Source organism: Serratia sp. JSRIV006 (assembly GCF_019968685.1).
GTDB classification, from domain to species: domain Bacteria; phylum Pseudomonadota; class Gammaproteobacteria; order Enterobacterales; family Enterobacteriaceae; genus Chania; species Chania fonticola_B.
Genome location: NZ_CP074137.1, coordinates 2885801 through 2903551, shown reverse-complemented (window position 1 = coordinate 2903551; position 17751 = coordinate 2885801). Strand labels below are relative to the sequence as shown.

General features: G+C 54.1%; 16 protein-coding genes. 15 read left to right on the top strand and 1 reads right to left on the bottom strand.

All coding sequences use genetic code 11. From position 1 onward, the window contains the following. Nucleotides 1-73: 73 nt before the first annotated feature. A complete protein-coding gene (locus KGP16_RS13430) occupies nt 74-1792 on the top strand; it encodes a penicillin-binding transpeptidase domain-containing protein (protein ID WP_021177914.1) in 1719 nt (572 codons plus the stop codon). A gap of 7 nt (nt 1793-1799) precedes the next feature. Here the strand turns inward: KGP16_RS13430 and KGP16_RS13425 are convergent, their stop codons facing one another. Beyond that, entirely contained in the window at nt 1800-2918 is a 1119-nt protein-coding gene (locus KGP16_RS13425) for an OmpA family protein (protein ID WP_172413910.1), read from the bottom strand. 865 nt (nt 2919-3783) lie between these two features. On the opposite strand from KGP16_RS13425, the gene acpS reads away from it, so the two are divergent. From acpS to KGP16_RS13355, 14 genes are all read left to right on the top strand, one after another. Then, on the top strand, nt 3784-4152 hold the full coding sequence (gene acpS, locus KGP16_RS13420; protein WP_071683496.1) for a holo-ACP synthase: 369 nt from the start codon (nt 3784-3786) through the stop codon (nt 4150-4152). A 21-nt stretch (nt 4153-4173) separates the two neighbouring features. Next, a complete protein-coding gene (locus KGP16_RS13415) occupies nt 4174-4929 on the top strand; it encodes an SDR family NAD(P)-dependent oxidoreductase (protein WP_021806449.1) in 756 nt (251 codons plus the stop codon). Between the two features lie 16 nt (nt 4930-4945). After that, entirely contained in the window at nt 4946-5533 is a 588-nt protein-coding gene (locus KGP16_RS13410; protein WP_021806448.1) for a 3-hydroxyacyl-ACP dehydratase FabZ family protein, read from the top strand. A gap of 21 nt (nt 5534-5554) precedes the next feature. Continuing rightward, the gene (locus KGP16_RS13405; protein ID WP_021806447.1) at nt 5555-5878 is read left to right on the top strand and encodes an acyl carrier protein; all 324 of its coding nucleotides are present in this window, start codon (nt 5555-5557) and stop codon (nt 5876-5878) included. Further along, the gene (locus tag KGP16_RS13400; RefSeq protein ID WP_021806446.1) at nt 5875-7071 is read left to right on the top strand and encodes an aminomethyltransferase family protein; all 1197 of its coding nucleotides are present in this window, start codon (nt 5875-5877) and stop codon (nt 7069-7071) included. Before KGP16_RS13405 ends, KGP16_RS13400 begins: the two co-directional genes overlap by 4 nt. Before the next feature lie 92 nt (nt 7072-7163). Beyond that, complete coding sequence (locus tag KGP16_RS13395; RefSeq protein ID WP_218519329.1) at nt 7164-9722, top strand: beta-ketoacyl-[acyl-carrier-protein] synthase family protein; 2559 nt, start codon at nt 7164-7166, stop codon at nt 9720-9722. Beyond that, the gene (locus tag KGP16_RS13390) at nt 9719-10954 is read left to right on the top strand and encodes a beta-ketoacyl synthase N-terminal-like domain-containing protein (RefSeq protein WP_223499835.1); all 1236 of its coding nucleotides are present in this window, start codon (nt 9719-9721) and stop codon (nt 10952-10954) included. The genes KGP16_RS13395 and KGP16_RS13390 overlap by 4 nt, the downstream gene beginning before the upstream one ends. Beyond that, entirely contained in the window at nt 10941-12020 is a 1080-nt protein-coding gene (locus tag KGP16_RS13385) for an ATP-binding protein (protein ID WP_218519331.1), read from the top strand. Before KGP16_RS13390 ends, KGP16_RS13385 begins: the two co-directional genes overlap by 14 nt. Further along, on the top strand, nt 12017-12730 hold the full coding sequence (locus tag KGP16_RS13380) for an ABC transporter ATP-binding protein (protein WP_166735000.1): 714 nt from the start codon (nt 12017-12019) through the stop codon (nt 12728-12730). The genes KGP16_RS13385 and KGP16_RS13380 overlap by 4 nt, the downstream gene beginning before the upstream one ends. Further along, nucleotides 12711-13373 carry a hypothetical protein gene (locus tag KGP16_RS13375; protein ID WP_218519332.1) on the top strand — a complete coding sequence of 221 codons (663 nt, stop codon included), beginning with the start codon at nt 12711-12713 and terminating at the stop codon, nt 13371-13373. The genes KGP16_RS13380 and KGP16_RS13375 overlap by 20 nt, the downstream gene beginning before the upstream one ends. Next, nucleotides 13370-14695 (top strand): FtsX-like permease family protein, encoded by a 1326-nt coding sequence (locus KGP16_RS13370; protein WP_218519333.1) that lies wholly within the window; start codon nt 13370-13372, stop codon nt 14693-14695. Before KGP16_RS13375 ends, KGP16_RS13370 begins: the two co-directional genes overlap by 4 nt. 21 nt (nt 14696-14716) lie before the next feature. Continuing rightward, nucleotides 14717-15469, top strand: coding sequence for an SDR family oxidoreductase (locus KGP16_RS13365; RefSeq protein ID WP_115158940.1), 753 nt, complete (start codon nt 14717-14719; stop codon nt 15467-15469). Nucleotides 15470-15492: 23 nt separating this feature from the next. Next, nucleotides 15493-16311, top strand: a complete 819-nt coding sequence (locus KGP16_RS13360) for an outer membrane lipoprotein-sorting protein (protein ID WP_218519334.1) — start codon at nt 15493-15495, stop codon at nt 16309-16311. A 20-nt stretch (nt 16312-16331) separates the two neighbouring features. Then, nucleotides 16332-17717 (top strand): hypothetical protein, encoded by a 1386-nt coding sequence (locus tag KGP16_RS13355; RefSeq protein ID WP_218519335.1) that lies wholly within the window; start codon nt 16332-16334, stop codon nt 17715-17717. Nucleotides 17718-17751: the final 34 nt, after the last annotated feature.

The following is a 17751-nucleotide window of genomic DNA, read 5'->3' as shown; positions in this document are numbered from 1 at the left end:
TGCAACCTTCTGGCAATCTGACTCAGGTTAGACTTAGCGGATAAATAATCAGTTTAAAAACGTAGGCTTAACAGTGGCTCCTCCAACCAAGAAAAACGGTAAAAACTACTCGACAGCGCGTTTTGGCTGGATTTGCGCGGGCATCTTGGTCTGCTTTTTTCTCTTGATGTTCCGGGTCGGCTATTTACAGCTGCTGGAACACCAACAGTTGGCCGATCAGGCTGATCAGCGTTCCATTCGAACCCAGGTGGTGCCCACCAACCGAGCGATGATCACCGACCGTAACGATGCGGCGCTGGCGGTCAGCGTCTCTTCCAAAGACATCGTGTTGGATCCCAAACATATCCTCGATACCCAAACCGATACCAGCACCGAGCGCTGGCAGAGTTTGGCTAACGTGTTGCAAATGCCGCTTGCTGATGTTCAGCACCTGATCCAGGCCAACGCCCGTAAGCGCTTTGTCTATCTGGCACGCAAGGTGGAGGATGACAATGCGGCCTATATCAGCAAACTGCACCTGACCGGCGTTAGCACCGAGCAGGACTTCAGCCGTTTCTATCCCATGGGGCAAGACGCCGCCGGGCTGATTGGCATTGTGGGGCAGGATAATCAGGGGCTGGAAGGGATTGAGCTGGGTTTCAACCCGTTGTTGCAGGGTAAAAACGGCCTGCGTGTCTATCAGAAAGACGGCAGCGGTGCGGTCATCGGCGTGATCAAAAGCGTAGATCCAGTGCCGCCACCGAACGTGACGTTAAGCATCGACAAATTTATTCAGTACGTGCTGTTTTCCCAGATCCGCGATGGAGTGATCGCCAACCAGGCCGATTCCGGCTGTGCGGTGCTGGTGAAGGTGAATACCGGTGAGATCCTCGGCATGGCCAGCTATCCCTCCTTCAACCCCAACAACTACGCCAATACGCCGGTGAAAGACATACACAATGTCTGCAGCAGCGACAGCTTTGAACCTGGCTCGACGGTTAAACCGGTAGTGGTGATGGTGGGATTGGATCACAAGCTGATCCGGCCAGATACCGTGCTGGATACTACGCCTTATACGGTGAACGGCCATCTGATCAAAGACGTAGGCCATTGGTCGAAATTGACCATTACCGGCGTGCTGCAAAAATCCAGCGATATTGCGGTTTCGCATATTGCGTTGGCTCTGCCTGCCACGGTATTGCCTGCCGTTTATCGCAGTTTTGGCCTTGGGCGGCCAACCGATTTGGGGATTGGTAACGAAAGTAGCGGCTATTTGCCCGCTCACCGCGCGCGCTGGGCTGATATTGAACGAGCCACCTTCTCCTTTGGTTACGGTTTGCGCGTCACTCCGCTGCAGATGGTGCGCGAATATGCCACCATTGGTTCATTCGGTGTTTATCGTCCGCTTTCCATCACTAAAGTCACGCCGCCGGTCATGGGGCAGCAAGTCATGCCTGCAGAGGTGGTAAAAACCGTGGTGCACATGATGGAGAGCGATGCGTTACCTGGGGGCAGCGGCCTCAGTGCCGCAGTGCCTGGCTATCGCTTGGCGATCAAGACGGGTACTGCTGAGAAGATGGGGCCAAACGGCAAGTACGATGGTGGCTATATCAACTACACCGCAGGCGTGGCACCGGCCAGCGATCCGCAGGTGGCCCTGGTGGTCATGGTCAATAACCCCAAGGCAGGCAAACACTTTGGTGGCTCGGTGGCGGGGCCGGTATTTGGCAAGATTATGGCTCAGGTGCTGGAGCATATGAATATCTTGCCAGATGCTCAGCCGTTGAAGGTGGTGGCAGTAGCCAAGGGCTGAGTGGCCATTACTTCTCAACTACCCGCAGATCGATTCTGCGGTTTTTGATACGATTGGCTTCGCTATCGTTAGGCACCAAGGGGTAAGCCGAGCCGTAACCTTCTGCGCTGATACGGCTTTCCCCAATCCCCATTTTGACCAACGCCATGCGTACCGCATCGGCACGATCTTGCGATAAACGCCGGTCCATCTGTTCATTGGCCGACTTATCGGTATAGCCCCCCAGTTGGATCTCCACATCCGGATAAGCACGCAGAATATCGACGATGTTCCTCAGCTGTTCTTGTGATGCAGGGGTTAACTCGGTGCGGTTGGTGTCAAACTGCAGGCGATCCAGCGTAAACCAACGTTTTTCGCTAGTGGGGGCATTGCTCTCAATATAGGTGATCAGCAGGTTCTCGACGCTACGCTGCGACAACAGAAGCTGCTTGCCATCGGCCAACCGGCGGTAGGTCACATCGCTCTGGCCGCTGGCCTGCATGGGTTGTAACACGCTAAAACCGCGCAGTGAGAACAGCAGAGATACCAATAGCAGCGCCAGCATTAGCCACGGCCAGATACGGCGTTTGGGGGGCGCCAGCGACCCGGTGCGGGAAACGGCCGGATCGGCTGGGATAAGCGCAGGCAACTGGTTGAGCACCGCCGTTGGTTGGGCTGCGGCAATCTGCGGCAACTGCCACTCGAGCCAGCCTTTTAACGACGGTGATTGTAGAGAACGTTGGCGAAGATATTCGCCCAACAGGCCAAATACCACCGCGGAGGCCACGGAAAACAGCCGCTCGGCGACCTGTTTTTCCAGCACATAAAAGCTCACAAACAGCTGGGTGAGGCGCTTCACTTTGTGGCCAAGCACCATCGTCAGCAATGCAGGGCTGAATTTACCCAGTGCTTCATCCAGAAAGCGCAATTCGAAGGGGGGAGTGCGCCCCACTAACTGGCGGAAACGTTGGGAGTTGTCATTGCGATGCAGGTAGTCGCGGGTCTTTTGCAGGATCAGGGCACCCATACCGTTAAGGCACAGCGCGATCTTTTCTTTAGCCGTTACCAGCTTTTGTTCCAACACCGTCAGCACCTGGGGCGAGATCGCCGCCATCTGCTGGTTAATGACATTTCCCATCTGGTACATTCGAACCTCCATTTCATCTGCGCGTATTCTGCACCGCAGAGTATGGTCAGTTCAACTTGTTAAACTACGAAACTAACATGGATAAGTCTGATTAGGCTGTTTTCATAGTCTGGCCGATTCTGCGGGTGAACCATGGCCCCAGCACTGTCGGGCAGAGTAACAGACTGGCCTGCTAAGCCGAAGAGATTATTGATTAAAAAATGAGTAGCGAAGCGGAAAGGAAGGTTGCGCCTCCCAAAGCCCTGGTTTGCCAAAGGTGATGTTCGTTTGATCATGGCTCTTTTGGGGACGGAGTTTGAATTTCAGCGGTGCATTATGGTTGAAAACGCTTTCTGTTTGAAAATTATGCGTCAACGCAATGCAGGACACGATGCAAAACTCTTCACACTTATCGATCATCCAGATAAATCAGCGGGAATGAAAGTTTAATAATGGCCATTTTTTAAATAGGATGAAAAGTAAAATACTTTGATTCAGGTTATTTCTCGAATTAACCTGAATTTAATCTGTTGTTATTTTGAATAATCCTAATTGGTGGGATTGTTCTTGCAAAAATAAATCCCGTTTGATTAATAAAAAAATGACATATATGACCAGCTAGAATGGCGTTATGGGTTTTTATTCTGTATTTATGCTTCACAATTAGAATAATGCTCTATTTTATTTGTTGATGATATTTTTTACTGAGGCTTTATTGATTGTTTTAAACATTTCGCGATAACATTCTCTTTAAGCAATGCAGACAATTCCCTATTGCAATTTTATTGTGTTATAGGTTCTGACATCATTGCCATATTGTATCTGCGTATTATGTCACTTTCACACGAAGCTGCTTCAATGGATTTGACGATGGGAGTCAGAAAGGATGAATCTTGGTGTGGATATTATTGAGATCGCACGGGTAAACACCGCATTAATGCGAAGTGGCAATAGGCTGGCACAGCGTTTGTTAACCCCGGCAGAGCAGCAGGTACTGGGGGATTTGGCCGACAATGTCGAACGACTGGCTGGCTTCTGGGCAGCCAAAGAAGCTGCCGTGAAGGCTCTTGGTACCGGGTTCCGCCTGGGGATCCTGTTCCACAACATCGAAATCAGACACGATGAGTTGGGCTGCCCTTATTATTTCTTTAGCGGTGAATTTGCGAGATTGATGCAGGAAAAAAAATTGACTCATGCCACGCTGAGCATTTCTCACTGTCAGTCACATGCCATTGCCGCAGCGGCATTGGGTTAATTATAAAATAAGGGAATATCTATGTTTCACTATCCCGATATCGGGGGTAAAAATGTGGTTGTCACCGGCGCGAGTGGTGATATTGGCTTAGCTATTTGCGAGAAATATCTTGAGCAACAGGCTAAGGTTTTCGCTATTTACCATCATGACAATAGCGGTCTGGAAAAATTAAAAATCTCTCATCCGCAAGGTGATAATCTGCATATCCTGCAGTGCAATGTTGCCGATGTTAGTGAGGCTTCCAGACTGGCCGATGAGCTCGAGAAACAGGCTCATGAGGTACATGTGCTGATTAATAATGCCGGGATCTACAAAGACAACGTATTTTCCGCGCTGACGTATGAAGAGTTTGATCAGGTTATCAAGGTCAATCTGTACGGCACCTTCACTATGACCAAACGGCTGTTGCCATTATTGCGCCATGCCCGCAATTCAACGGTGGTGAATATATCTTCGATATCCGGTATCACCTCCAGCTTTGGCCAGAGCAATTATAGCGCTGCCAAGGCCGGCATTATTGGCCTTACCCGCACCTTGGCCAGCGAAATGGCCTCGAAGGGGATCCGCGTCAATGCCGTGGCACCGGGGATGATTGAATCCAGAATGGTGAAAAAAGTGCCGCGCCAGATCGTGCGCAACGTCATGTCCGCTATTCCGTTGAAACGTCTTGGTCGTGTCGACGAGATCGCCAACGTGGTGGCTTTCTTAAGTTCAGACGCATCCAGCTATATCGTTGGTCAGACTTTGGTGGCCGATGGCGGCCTGGTGATGCGTTAACCGACAGGAATGTTATATGGCTAATTATAACAAGAGCTTAGTCCAGCCCAATCTGCTGCTGAAAATGGGGTCCTGGCGTGCACCGATATTTATGGTTGACCGCATAGTGGACTTTTCACCGGGAGAAAGGGGCTCGATTACCGTGATCAAGCACGTCACCTTTAATGAATCCTATATTCCGGGGCATTTTCCAGACAACCCGGTAATGCCTGGCGTGATGATCGCCGAGATCTTCGGCCAGTCTAGTGAATATCTGAGTTTGCTGAACGATTTCTGCCAGTTGCATGAGCGTGAAACCCAGCAACCATTGAAGAAATTTGATGAGGTATCACGGGCGTTGCAGACGCCAGAGGGCACGGCACGAGTGATAGCCGAGCGGGCGCGCGTGTTAGGCGTGCTGGCCTCTCAGGACGTCAAGTACAAAAGCATGGTCGCGCCGGGCGACACCATTGAAGTCAACAGCCGCCTGGCGTTCGCCGATATGAACGGGTTCCACCACTACGAAGTGGAGGCGCGGGTTGGCCGGAATGTGGCGTGCGTCGGGCGGATCGTCAATTTTCGTACCGATCGCATTCTGGCTGAAGGCAAAGGTATGTACGTTTAACTAACAGGGAGTAATGCCGCTATGAGCAACATCGCGCTTATTGAAAGGATTGAACAGCGCAAGTCTGTGCTGGAGAAAATCAAAACGGGGCTAATAGAACGCCTGAACCTCTATCAGAGAGTCAATCAGATTGACGATGACACACCGCTGTTTGGTAGCGGGTTGAAGCTGGATTCGGTGGATGCCACCGAGGTCGTCGTGTTGCTGGATGAAATTTTCGGCATCCGTGTGACAGAAGGTGACGATCCTTCCTACATGCGTAGCGTCAACACCCTGACTTCGTTTGTTATCGCCAAGCAGGGGGAAACCACCAACGGATCAGCAACAGGAGCGGACAAGGAATGACCAAACTCACTGACATTCATCAGCAGAATGGGGCGGTAATGGGGGAGCGTAACGGCGTTGCTATTCCCCTGAGTTATTTTGCTGCGGAGGAGGAGCACAAGGCGGTACGTCAACACATTCTGCTGTCCGACTACTCCCATTTTGGCATCGCGGCCATCAACGGTGACAGCGCCTGGTCGTTGCTCAACCAGCTGGTTTCCGGCGATGTTTCATCGATCCGGGATGAGCAAGCCATGTACAGCCTGATCCTCGATGAAGCAGGCAATATCATTACCGACCTGTATATCGCCTGTGATGACGAACGTTTTCTGTTGCTGTCGGAGTGGGTCAGCGGTGAAACGCTGTGCGAGATGCTGCGTGCCAAGCTGGCAGGCAATGAAGACGAGTTTGAGGATATCGACTCGATCGAATCGCTGACGCCAGAGTGGGGCATGTTGCACTTCGAAGGGCCATATGCCTGGGAGCTGTTGGCCGAAGTTTATGGGATGGACGTGATTGGCCTGCCATACCAGGAACACATGCACGTTGAGGACGATCTGATCCTGCTGCGCAGCGGCAAACACGGCGAGTACTCTTACAAACTGATGGGGCCACAGGATCTGCTGGCCGATGTTTGGACCCAGATGCTGGAGGCTGGCGAAAGGTACGACATGCGTACCGGCGGGCTGAACTACCAGCGGAAAGTACGCCTGGAAAACCCTTGCTGGGAACCTGGCATGTTCAATTCATACACTGGCTGCCCGATTGCTTTGCAAATGCAGTGGGCAGTGCGTTACGACAAAGAAGCCTTCACCGGCCTGGCGAGTTTGAGCGAACGCGTAGAGCAGGGCAGCAGCCACCGCATCGTGGGGATGAGCATTGCTGGGAAACCGGACGCCATCCCGCAGCGTGGCGACAAAGTGATGTTTGACGGTAACTGCATCGGTGAAGTGATCGTCTGCGATTACTCGGCAGACCTGCAAGCCTGTGTGGGCCGTTTGTTCCTGACCGACGCCTGGGCTTGGGCAGACATTGATGGCTATCACGTAGTAACGGCTAATGGCCCGGTGGCGGTGACTACGTCGGCGGTGCCTTTCGCGCGTAACTACAGCTTCCTGATTAATCCTTCTGAACACAGTTATGTCGACAGCTCGCGCCCACGCAATCTACTGCAACAGCTTGAATGGCAAAAGCTGAGGGAAGAGAACGAGTAAGCCGAACCCCCCCTAAAACATCACGTTATTTTGCGCCATGGCAGCATGGCGCACTCACATTTGATTTCTGGTTTGCTGACACGGAAGACACTATGACAGTCACGCGTAAACGAGTGGTGATCACCGGTATGGGTCACCTCTCTTCCATTGCCACTAACGCTGCCGAGTTCAAACAGGCACTGCTGAATAAAACCTGCGGGATCAAGCCCAGCAAAAAGTACCTGGAATGGTTCGAGGATGCGAACGCCTCCGAGGTATTACAGCCTCTGAGTTGGCCCGACCTCCCGGCTGATATCGTAGCCTCATTGGATAATGCTTCATTGTGGGCCTATAAGGTTGGCCATGAGGCTTTGCAGCAAGGGCAGTTACCACGCGGAGAACTACGGGATAAAACCGGGCTGATCATCGGCGTTTCCTCTGCCGGTACCGAGCCCTTTATGCCATTGATCGAACGCCAGACGGAGCGCTTCTCGTTGAAGAAGGCCATGATCTCCGGCAGTTTTTCTTCCTGTAGCGCCATTGTCTCTTCACTGCTGGGATTGAAAGGGGGCTTTGAACTGGTCGCTACCGCCTGTACGGCCAGTACCAATGCGATGGGGATAGGTTATGACCTGATCCAGAACGGCAAGAATGCCACGGTGCTGGTAGTTGGCACCGAGCCTGTCTATCTGCCGACCTTTGCCGGATTTTACGCGCTCCATGCCATGAAACGTACGCCGTCCAGCCCGTTCTCCGGTGCCCCAGGGATGTCGGTTGGCGAAGGTGCTGGCGCTTTGTTGCTGGAGGAATACGAACATGCCGTCGCTCGTGGCGCGACGATCTATGGTGAGATGATCTCTTACGCCACCTCTTGCGATGCCTATCACGAGACAGCCCCAGACCCACGGGCCGAAGGGGCGGTACAGGTGATGCGCCATGCGATGCAGAATGCCGAGATCGGGCCGCAGGATATTGATTATATCAACGCCCACGGTACCGGCACGGACGCTAACGATCGCTGCGAAACGCTGGCCATGAAGAAGGTCTTCCCGAATATCATGGCTATTCCGGTGAGTTCAACCAAGGCTTATGTGGGACACAACATCGGCGCCGCCGGGATTATTGAGCTGACCGCCTGCTTCCTGACCTTGCCGGAAAACAAGATCCTGCCAACGCTCAACTTCACTACGCCGCGCGCAAACTGCGATCTCAACTACGTGCCCAACGAGTTCCAGGAAGCCGAAGTCAAGATGTTCATGAAGAACAACTATGCCTTTGGCGGTAACAACTGCTGTGTGATTGCCAGCGTCAAGCCAGAGCAGAGTCCGGTAACGCATTATCAACCCAAACGCGTTGCGATCACCGGCATGGGGGCGGTCAGCTCCGTGGGCCACACCTTGCAAACCATGCTGGAAAAAATGTGGGCGCAGGAGCCACTGTCACAACTTTTCTCACCGGAGCTCGATGACGATACGCGCCATGGATTTCGTGAATTACTCAATGTCATGCTGAAAAACCAGGGTGTGGCTAACTACATGAGTAACCGCTTCGGCGCACAGGATGTGGAATACGAGCTGAACAAACCGGGCGGGGTGCATCAGGTGCAAGGGTTGGATGCCCGTAAGACACTACGCCGCTTTGATCCGCGTAAAGCCAATACCATCAGTACCTTTGCGTTACTGGCTCTTACCCAAGCCATGAACGACGCCGGGCGTAAGATCAAACGGGATGGCCAGACGATTGGCATGATCCTTGGCATGTCCAAAGGGCCGCATTCGACGGTGGATCGTTATCTGCAAAGCCTGTTCCCAGACCCAACCAAAGTGCGGACCTCCGAGTTTCCAGGTGCGCTGATGAATGCCATTTCGACGTTCTGTTCCATTTCCGAAGGGATCAAGGGCTATAACACCTCGCTGGCCACAGGTATCAATGCCGGATTGGGTGCTTTGACTTACGGCTACGAATTGGTCCGCCAGGATCTGCAAACGCAGATGATTGTAGGGGGGGCGGATGAAAATATGAACACCTTCGTCATCTGCCTGCAGGCACTGAACAGCGATCTGCTGCTGACACGCGACCCGGCTGATTTCCAGATCTACAGCAAGGACGGCACAGGCTATATCCCAGGTGAAGGTGCGGGCATGCTGCTGATTGAAGATTTACAGCATGCACAGGATCGTGGGGCCCACATTCACGCCGAGATTGTCGGCTATGGCAAATCCAGCGATGGCTGTTACTTTGCCAAGGATGATATGCCAGCCCGCATCGAGTCCATGGCGGTGGCCATTCGTCAGGCATTGCACGAAGCAGATATGGCACCGGAAGAGGTGGATCTGATCTGTGGCACCAGTGATGGTACCGCCGCCCGTGATGCCGTTGAGATTGGGGCGATCCGAAGCGCCTTCGGAGAAGCTCGCCGTAACCTGCCGTTTGTTAACTACAACGCCTGGTTTGGTCTGGTGGAGTCCTGCGTCGGTATCCTCAATATCGCGGTGGTCACGGAGATTATGAAGCGGGGTGAAATCCTGCCGATCCCTTACACCGAAAACTTCTGTGCGGAGGATATCGCCTTTGTCACCCAACCGCTGAAGAAAACCGTCCGTAACGCTCTGGTGCTGGGTGCAACGGAAGGCGGTAATCACTATGCCGTGGTGCTGAGGAGTATGGCGTGATCCAGAATGCCGTCCTGAGTGGTTGGGGCGTCACCAGTGCTTATGCGCCGGATTTTCCGGCGCTGATCAAGGGGCTGAGCGAAAGCAGGTTGGCCAGCACACAGCCCTGGTTCGCCACCGAAAGCGAATGGCAGGATCTGCGTTTGAGTTGCAACCCGCACCATGTTGCTGACCCTCTGCCGGCCGGTACGATGTTGACCCGCCTGCAGCCGGTTTTCAATCAGGCGCTTGCTGGAGCTGGGATGACAACGGATCAATTGCAGGGCAAGCGGGTTCGGGTTTATCTGGTAGGCCATGGTGAACGGCCAGACATTGCTGATTTTATGGGGTATCAGGATCGCAACGACCAGGAAGAACTGCGGTTATTCCCAAAAATCAAACGGCTGCATGCCAAGAGTTACGGTCAGGATCGGCTGGCGTGGCAACTGACGCAGAGCTATCAGCTCAGTTGGCCACCGGTTTCGCTTTATTGCGCCAGCAACTCTTCTTTAGCCGCGGTCCATTTGGCCCACTCGGCCATTGCTGCCAATGAGGTTGATTTGGTGCTGGTCATTGGCTGGTTTGAAACGCTGACGCAGGACATTGTCTTCCTGGGTGGCCAGGACATGCTGGGGGAAGAGGGTTCACAACCGTTTAGCAGCCATAACAGCTGCATTCTACCCACCAACGGTGTCGTGGCGCTGATCGTTGAAAGCGAGCAACACGCTCGTCAACGCAACTTTACTTCGCCTGTCAATTTGCGTAGCTCAGTGTTTTGCCAGAGCAGCGGTGCCAGGGGCAGCAGTTCCTTCACGGCGGATTTCCGCACTATTGCCCAGACGTTTGAGCGGGCACTACTGGAAGCCGGGCTCACCGCGCAAGATATTGCCTGCGTTTTCCCTCATGCCAATGGGGTGATTGCCAGCGACAAGGCAGAAGCTATGGCGCTGCAAAAAGTCTGGGGGAAAGGCGGGGTTCCGGTAGTTAGTTACAAGGGGCAGGTCGGTTACATGGAGAGCTGCTGTGGTTTGCTGGATCTGATGCTGGCGGCGGATGCGCTACAACAACGTCGTTTGCTGGCGCTGACCACGCGTTACCCGATTAACGACAGTCTGCAAATTCATGTTCATGCCGATAGCCCACCGTTGGCACTGGAACGGCAGCACATCCTCAAGTCTGGCATCGGGCTCGATGGTTCGGCCATCGCCATGGTGATCTCCGCGAACAGAGAGGATGCTGATGAACACGGTTAAACAAGTGATACCGGCTGCGGCCATCAATCTGGTGGGGTTTTCCCTGCTGGAACCCTGCACGCCGATGCACCGGTTTTTTCCCAGCTGGTACAACGTATGGGAAGCTTGGTTGCATAAACAAGCCAATGCCAAAGCGGGCAGCGACCAATGGTTGTTCCGTCGTTTCGGCATTGACGGTGAAATGCTGCCTGAAGAGGCGCTGCGTAAAGCCAATTATCGTGGCTGGCTGAACGACATGAGTGCGGCCTGTGCTCAGGCGGTGGCACAGTTGGGGAGCAAGGGTGAGTTTCGCCTGCGCAATGAGCGTAATGCATTGATTTATTGTGATTCCTGGGGAGAGGCATCGGTATTTGAAGGGGTCAACAGCTGGCGAGACTCGTTGAGCGTCGATATTCTGCCCAAAGGTATCGTGCGGGATTACGGCATCAAGGATTTCACCTGCAAATTGCGCGGTGAGCGTAACGGCTTGCTGAGTGCGTTGCGGATGGCGCAGGACTGCCTGAACAGTAATATGGCCGATAACGTCATCATCTGTGGCCAATTCCGCAGCTTCCCGGTGTTGGTTTTCTCTGAGGCCGAACACTTTCCTTCATCCAGCAAACGGGGGCCGATCCCCGCCAACAGTCAGTTCAGCGTTGAGCGGGTCGGTTGCCTGATCCTCAAGAAGCAACCAGGCCAGGGCGTTGCTCTGCATTTGAGTGATTATCAAGCCTTGTCGGGTTCTACCCAGCGGCGCGCGCTGCAGCTGGCAGACCACTGTAAGCGGTATCTGGCTACGGATACCCAGGCCGTGTTGGGCGTAACACCACCGGCACTGTCATTTCGCGCCGTGCAGCGGCAAGCGTTTGAACAGTTACCTGCCGATCTGGCTTGCGTCTCGCTCAGTGAACTCTACGGCGACAGCGGCTGCATGAATCCGGCGTTGGCCTGGCAGTACCTACTGCAAAGCAATATCACCGGGCACAGCTTGTTGAGTGTGCTCGACGGTGAGGGAGGAGCCTGGTTGCTGGAGAACTGGATACCACAAGCCTGTCACTTACTGTCAAATCATCGGGGAACATCATGACCACCCTACATAGTGCACAACCTCTGCCTGTGGTGTCGATGCAACAGGCAGGCAAACGCTTTGGTAAAGGGCCGGGTGCCATTGTGGCGCTGGGATCGATTACCACCGAAATCCATGACGGCGAGTTTATCGCGTTATGTGGGCCGTCCGGCAGTGGTAAAAGCACGTTGCTCAATCTGATGGGCGGTATCGATTATCCCACCAGTGGCCATGTCTATTTGCTGGGTAACGATCTTTCCACGCTCAATGACCAACAAACCGCTCGCCTGCGTGCTGATGCTATCGGCTTCGTATTCCAGTTCTTTAACCTGCTGCCGGTACTGAGCGTGTTCGATAACGTTTATTACCCACTGATGCTTAACGGCTTCAGTCGCCGCGTTGCGCAGGACCAGGTGATGGACATGATCGAAAAAGTGGGGTTGGCGGCGCACTACAAACGCACGCCCGGCGAGCTTTCCGGCGGGCAGCAGCAGCGCGTGGCGATCGCCCGTGCGCTAGTGAAACGTCCACGCTTGATCGTTGCCGATGAACCCACGGGCAATCTGGATACTCGTACCGGGCAGGAGATCGTCGATCTGCTGCTTACCATGAATCAGGAACTGAAAACCACGTTTGTTATTTCCACCCATTCATTGACGCTGCGCGATCGGGCCAAACGGGTGTTGGAAATCAGGGATGGGGAGTTGGAAAATGATGTTGTCATCATCTAGGCGTTACGCTGTCACTTTATTGGTGTTGGTCAGTGGGCTGTCGCAGGCCACAGGTTTGCAGGAAGCGCAGGACAACCCCAACTTACAGGCGATCCTGGCGGTAAATTCTCAAGCGCCAATGAGCACGTTGACCCGTGCGGCCAGCCGGTTGCAAGCCTTGTATCAACAGCACCCGGATCGTCGCATTGCCAAAATGTTTTATGGCTATGCGCAACTGTTTATGGCCACGGATTTTCTGGCCAAGAAGAATTATATGCGTGCGGCAGAAACCTCAAAACTGGGTTTTTTCTACATAGATGAAGCGGCGGAAAGCGAAGAGAGCGACTGGCAGATGCGCTTTCTGCGTGTGCGGATGGATGCATTTGTTCCAGCCAGCCATGGCCGTTGCGTCGTGGCCTTGAAAGACCTGGATTATTTGCAGCAGAACCCGGCGGTGCCCGCTGATTTAAAACCGATGATCACGCTGATGTCCGCCCATGCGCTGGCCAGTTGCCAACGTGTGGCCGATGCCAAGGCGGCCTGGGCGGCGTTGGCACAGCAGGGCGCAGAGGGGAAACGTCTGTCCGAGCAAAGTACGGCACCTGAATGGACGCCTGCTGAACTGAACGCCATCATCCAGCCGCTGACGGAGGTGCCGCTATGATGAATATCCTGTTCTGGGTTGCCAACATAATTATCATTTACGCTTTGTTGGTGGTGATCGTGACGGCGATCCGTAAACCTACCGATATCCGTTATACCTTCCTCAATCTGTTTCGCCAGCGCCGTCGTTCCGGGGTGACGCTACTGGCGATCACCCTGGGCGGGGTGGCGGTGTTTATCTTTGGCGGGTTTGTCGATTACTCGTTCTGGGCGCTGCGTGAACAAACCATCCGTACCAACCTGGGGCATATTCAACTTTATCAGCAAGGTTACCTCAGCAGCGGGGCCAACAATTCGCTGCAGTACACCATCGATAATTACGATGAGGTGAAACAGCTCCTGCAGGCCGATCCGGTGATTGCCCCGAAGATCGCCACCATTACCGGGCAACTGGCGTTTACCGGCATCATTTCCCAGTATGACAAGGGAGCTTCCACCTTCTTTACCGGTGTGGGGATCGAACCTCTAACCTCGTTGGTATTGGGCTCGCTGGATAAAATCATTTCTGGTAGCGACCTGTCGCGGGTTGAGCAGCAGGACATCACCCTGGGTTCTGGTATCGCTAATGCCTTGTCGGCGGGCTATGGCGACTGGGTCGATATGTTGGTGGTCAACCCGCAAGGTGGGCAAAACGCCATGTCTTCTCAGGTGCGCGGCGTCTTCCAGTCCGGCATCAAAGAATACGACGATACGGCGATCAAGATGCCGCTGCAAACGGCCCAGCGTCTGTTGCAGACCCAGGATGTCAGTAAAATCATCATCATGCTGCAGGATACCAACCAAACCGAGGAAGTGCTGGCGCGGATCAATCAGCTGATTGAACAGCATCAGTTCAAGCTGGAAGCGCGCTCCTGGGATGAGTTGGCCATTTTCTATCATCAGGTGGTGAACCTGTTTGAAGGGATCTTCCTGTTTATCAAATCCATCGTCAGCGTCATCGTGGTGTTCATGATCGGCAACACCTTGATGATGAATGTCATTGAGCGTACGCGCGAAATCGCCACGCTGCGCGCACTGGGCCTAAACCAATCCTATATTGGCCGCCTGTTTGTGCTGGAAGGGATCATCATTGGCATTATTGGCTCGGCGCTGAGCGTCAGCTTCGGCATGCTTATCGCTGCACTGATCAATATCAACGGCATACCGATGCCGCCTTCGCCTGGTTATACCCAGGGCTATCTGGCCTTTGTGCTGTGGGATCAGGACTTCAATCTGTTCTGGTTCTCCTGTGCGTTGCCGCTGGTGACCGCATTGATAGCGTCCATTATCCCGGCACGCCGGGCATCGAAACTGGTTATAGCGCAAGCATTCCGCTTTGTTTAAACCCTCAGGGAGAGAAGAGACATGTCAAAGGGACAAACCGTACTCATTACCGGCGCAGGCCGTGGCATTGGTATGGCGATCGCCGAAAAACTGGCGCAAGAGGGCTATGACCTGATCCTCAACTACCGCAAGGATCAGGGGAAAAGTGCGGCCAATCTGCAACGCTTTGTCGCAGCAGAAACCCGCGTGAAGGTGACCTTGGCCAAAGCGGATATCGCCGAACCGCGCGATATCAGTGAAATGGTGAAAAAGCTCAGACAGCAGGGGATCGAACATATCGATCATCTGGTGCTGAATGCCGCCGCCGCGCCGTTCAAAGCCTTTATGGACATGACGCGCAGCGACTGGAAGCTGTTGCTCAATACCAACCTGATCGGCAACACCGCCTGCGTACAGGAAGTGGTACCGATGATGCCTCAGGGCGGTACGATCTGCGTGATTTCCAGTCTAGGCAGCCAGCGCGTATTGGAAAAATACCCGCTCGGCATCGCTAAATCGGCACTGGAAAATCTGGTGAGCTACCTGGAGGTGGAACTGTATGACCGCAATATCCGGGTCAACGGCATCTGCGCCGGGGTGGTGAATACCGATATGTTGCCGTACCTGGACGAACTGTGGTCAGCAATGTTCGAACGTTGGAATAACGCACCGCGCCGCTGGAAGGTGGAGCCGGAAGAGGTGGCCAACATTACCGCGTTTCTGGTCTCTGACCAGTCGAGTGCGATACGTGGCAGCACCCTGATTGCCGATCTTGGCATGATGCTGGATATATAGCCCCATAAACAAGGAGCGTTCCCATGAAATATCAATTAGCTGGATGCCTGATTTTACTGGGTCTGTCGGTTGTGGCTCAGGCGGCAGATCCGTTGGATCGTCATCAACTGAATAGCCTGATCCAGGAGGATCTGCAGGCCCGTGAGATTATCCGTCGTGCCGATAGAGTGAGGGCACCCGACCGGCCTTTCCGCTATACGCTGACATTGCTGGAACATAAGGGAGGGCGTGATGTCACGGAGAACCAGCAGGTGCTGGATATTTCCATGCGCTTCTATAAGCCTTCGGAGCAGGTAGAGAAAGGGGATGCGCGTGCGCTGGTGCGCTTTATCTCCCCGGCACGTGACAAAGGCAAAGCCTTGCTCTCCGATTTGGACAAAATGTGGTATTACGCACCAGACCTGCGGCGGCCGATCCCCATTTCCCGCCAGCAACGCCTGGTGGGGCAGATCTCCAACGGTGACGTGGTTGCCGCAGACTTTGATTACTCCTATATCTCCCGGTTGGTGGGTGAAGAGGCCTGTGGCCAGACGATCTGCTACAAACTTTCGTTACAGCGCCGTTGGCCCTATGTCACTTATCCAGCGATCGGTTACTGGGTGGAAAAAGACACTGGTTTCCCTAGCCGGGCCGATTTCCTTTCCGCCGACGGTGTGCCGATCAAGCGTTCGTACTATCGCGATTATCAGCAGGTGTTGGGCCAGATGCGGCCAACTACCATCGTGGTGGAAGACGCGCTGCGCAAGGATAACTACACCACCATGCGTTACAGCGACATCCGGTTGGAATCGTTGCCGGAAAGCAACTTTCAGAAAGAGTATCTGCTGAGGTTGAACGGTTGATGGCGAGCAGGCGATCCCCGATGAGCGGGGTTCTGCTGCTGGTGGGTGCCTATAGTAGCAGCGGTTGGGCGGTTGACTGTCTTATCCAGCGCGGTTACGCGGGCATGGAGGGGATATCGTCCCATTCCTCGGACTCATTATGGCAGTTTGACGCCCCGGCATTTCGTAACAACGCTATAGCCAATCTGTACCTTTCCGGCGTGGCGCGCTGCACGTTGACCGAAACCCTCAGCGTCAAGGCGCAGGCCAGCGGTGAGTACGCTATCCAGGCACGTCAGCCGGGAGTTCTGGAGGATCAACGCCGCCAGGGGCTGGGCATACTCAACGAGGCTACTGCCAGTTGGGCGGTCAGCGACAGTGGGTACATCGATGCCGGTAAGGTACGTAAAACCAGTGGTTATCTGTTCTCGGTTGCGCCGCTCGACCTGCTGCGCAATATCAGCAGCAATATGCGTAGCGTACGAGTGTTTGGCCTGGGGGAGCGCGGGCGCAACTTCTACGATGAAGGGGCGTATGGCATCAGCAGCTCATGGTACCGCAACGAAGGGACCTTTACGTTAGCGGCCTTTCCGCGCCTCAAGCGCAACAACCAGCGTCAGGAAGCCGCTTCGGAATGGGACGCGATCCTGCGTACCAACAGTACCGACAGATACTATGCCAGTTACACTGCGACCGGTCTGAAGGCGTTCAACCCGACTTTTTCGCTACTGGCTGGCGATCGGAAAACCGTGGCGTTAGGTACTAGTGGCAACCTGACGGATATGCTGATCCTCAGCGTTGAGGGGGCGATTTCCCATGGGCAGACCTGGCGCCATCTGGACATGGCTTGCGCACGTGCCATGCGCCAACTTGCCAATGTGCAGGAGCCGTACAAAATGCGCGCCAATGGTGTGCAAGCGGATATCGGCGTTGGCCTGCGTTACACCACTGGCGACCAAAGCGAATACGGCGCGGAATATTATGGTCAGAGCCAGGGCTACAGCCGCAGTGAGTGGCAGGACAACGTCGACACCATTCGCTTCGTTAATGGGGGTTACGGGCAGTCATTGCCACCGCTACCGCCATCGTTCATGGCGGATATCCGTAACGGCTATCAGCAGTACTCCCGCATGATGGCGGCAGAAACCGATAACGTCGGGCGCGGCGGCGACCTGCTCGGCAAACACTACCTCACCCTCTATACGCGCACCAATAAAGAGCAGGTCGGCAGTATCGACTGGTCGGTCTCCGGCATGGTCAACCTGGTGGATGGCAGCAACGTGCTGAATCTGCACCTGAGCACGCCACTCAAAAACAACATTGATGCTTACACCGGCGTTGCCGCCAGCTTCGGCAGTAAAGAGAGTGAATTTGGCACCTTCGGAGAAAAAGGAAATATCTATGCAGGTATGCGAATCAATTGGTAATACACCGTCCGCAACGAACGTCGCGGACGGTTGG

Excerpts from the sequence above, each read along its gene's own strand:
- KGP16_RS13425 (WP_172413910.1), bottom strand. The coding sequence starts at position 2,918 with ATGTACCAGATGGGAAATGTCATTAACCAGCAGATGGCGGCGATCTCG.
- acpS (WP_071683496.1), top strand. The coding sequence starts at position 3,784 with ATGAATCTTGGTGTGGATATTATTGAGATCGCACGGGTAAACACCGCA.
- KGP16_RS13415 (WP_021806449.1), top strand. The coding sequence starts at position 4,174 with ATGTTTCACTATCCCGATATCGGGGGTAAAAATGTGGTTGTCACCGGC.
- KGP16_RS13410 (WP_021806448.1), top strand. The coding sequence starts at position 4,946 with ATGGCTAATTATAACAAGAGCTTAGTCCAGCCCAATCTGCTGCTGAAA.
- KGP16_RS13405 (WP_021806447.1), top strand. The coding sequence starts at position 5,555 with ATGAGCAACATCGCGCTTATTGAAAGGATTGAACAGCGCAAGTCTGTG.
- KGP16_RS13400 (WP_021806446.1), top strand. The coding sequence starts at position 5,875 with ATGACCAAACTCACTGACATTCATCAGCAGAATGGGGCGGTAATGGGG.
- KGP16_RS13395 (WP_218519329.1), top strand. The coding sequence starts at position 7,164 with ATGACAGTCACGCGTAAACGAGTGGTGATCACCGGTATGGGTCACCTC.
- KGP16_RS13385 (WP_218519331.1), top strand. The coding sequence starts at position 10,941 with ATGAACACGGTTAAACAAGTGATACCGGCTGCGGCCATCAATCTGGTG.
- KGP16_RS13380 (WP_166735000.1), top strand. The coding sequence starts at position 12,017 with ATGACCACCCTACATAGTGCACAACCTCTGCCTGTGGTGTCGATGCAA.
- KGP16_RS13375 (WP_218519332.1), top strand. The coding sequence starts at position 12,711 with ATGATGTTGTCATCATCTAGGCGTTACGCTGTCACTTTATTGGTGTTG.
- KGP16_RS13370 (WP_218519333.1), top strand. The coding sequence starts at position 13,370 with ATGATGAATATCCTGTTCTGGGTTGCCAACATAATTATCATTTACGCT.
- KGP16_RS13365 (WP_115158940.1), top strand. The coding sequence starts at position 14,717 with ATGTCAAAGGGACAAACCGTACTCATTACCGGCGCAGGCCGTGGCATT.
- KGP16_RS13360 (WP_218519334.1), top strand. The coding sequence starts at position 15,493 with ATGAAATATCAATTAGCTGGATGCCTGATTTTACTGGGTCTGTCGGTT.
- KGP16_RS13355 (WP_218519335.1), top strand. The coding sequence starts at position 16,332 with ATGAGCGGGGTTCTGCTGCTGGTGGGTGCCTATAGTAGCAGCGGTTGG.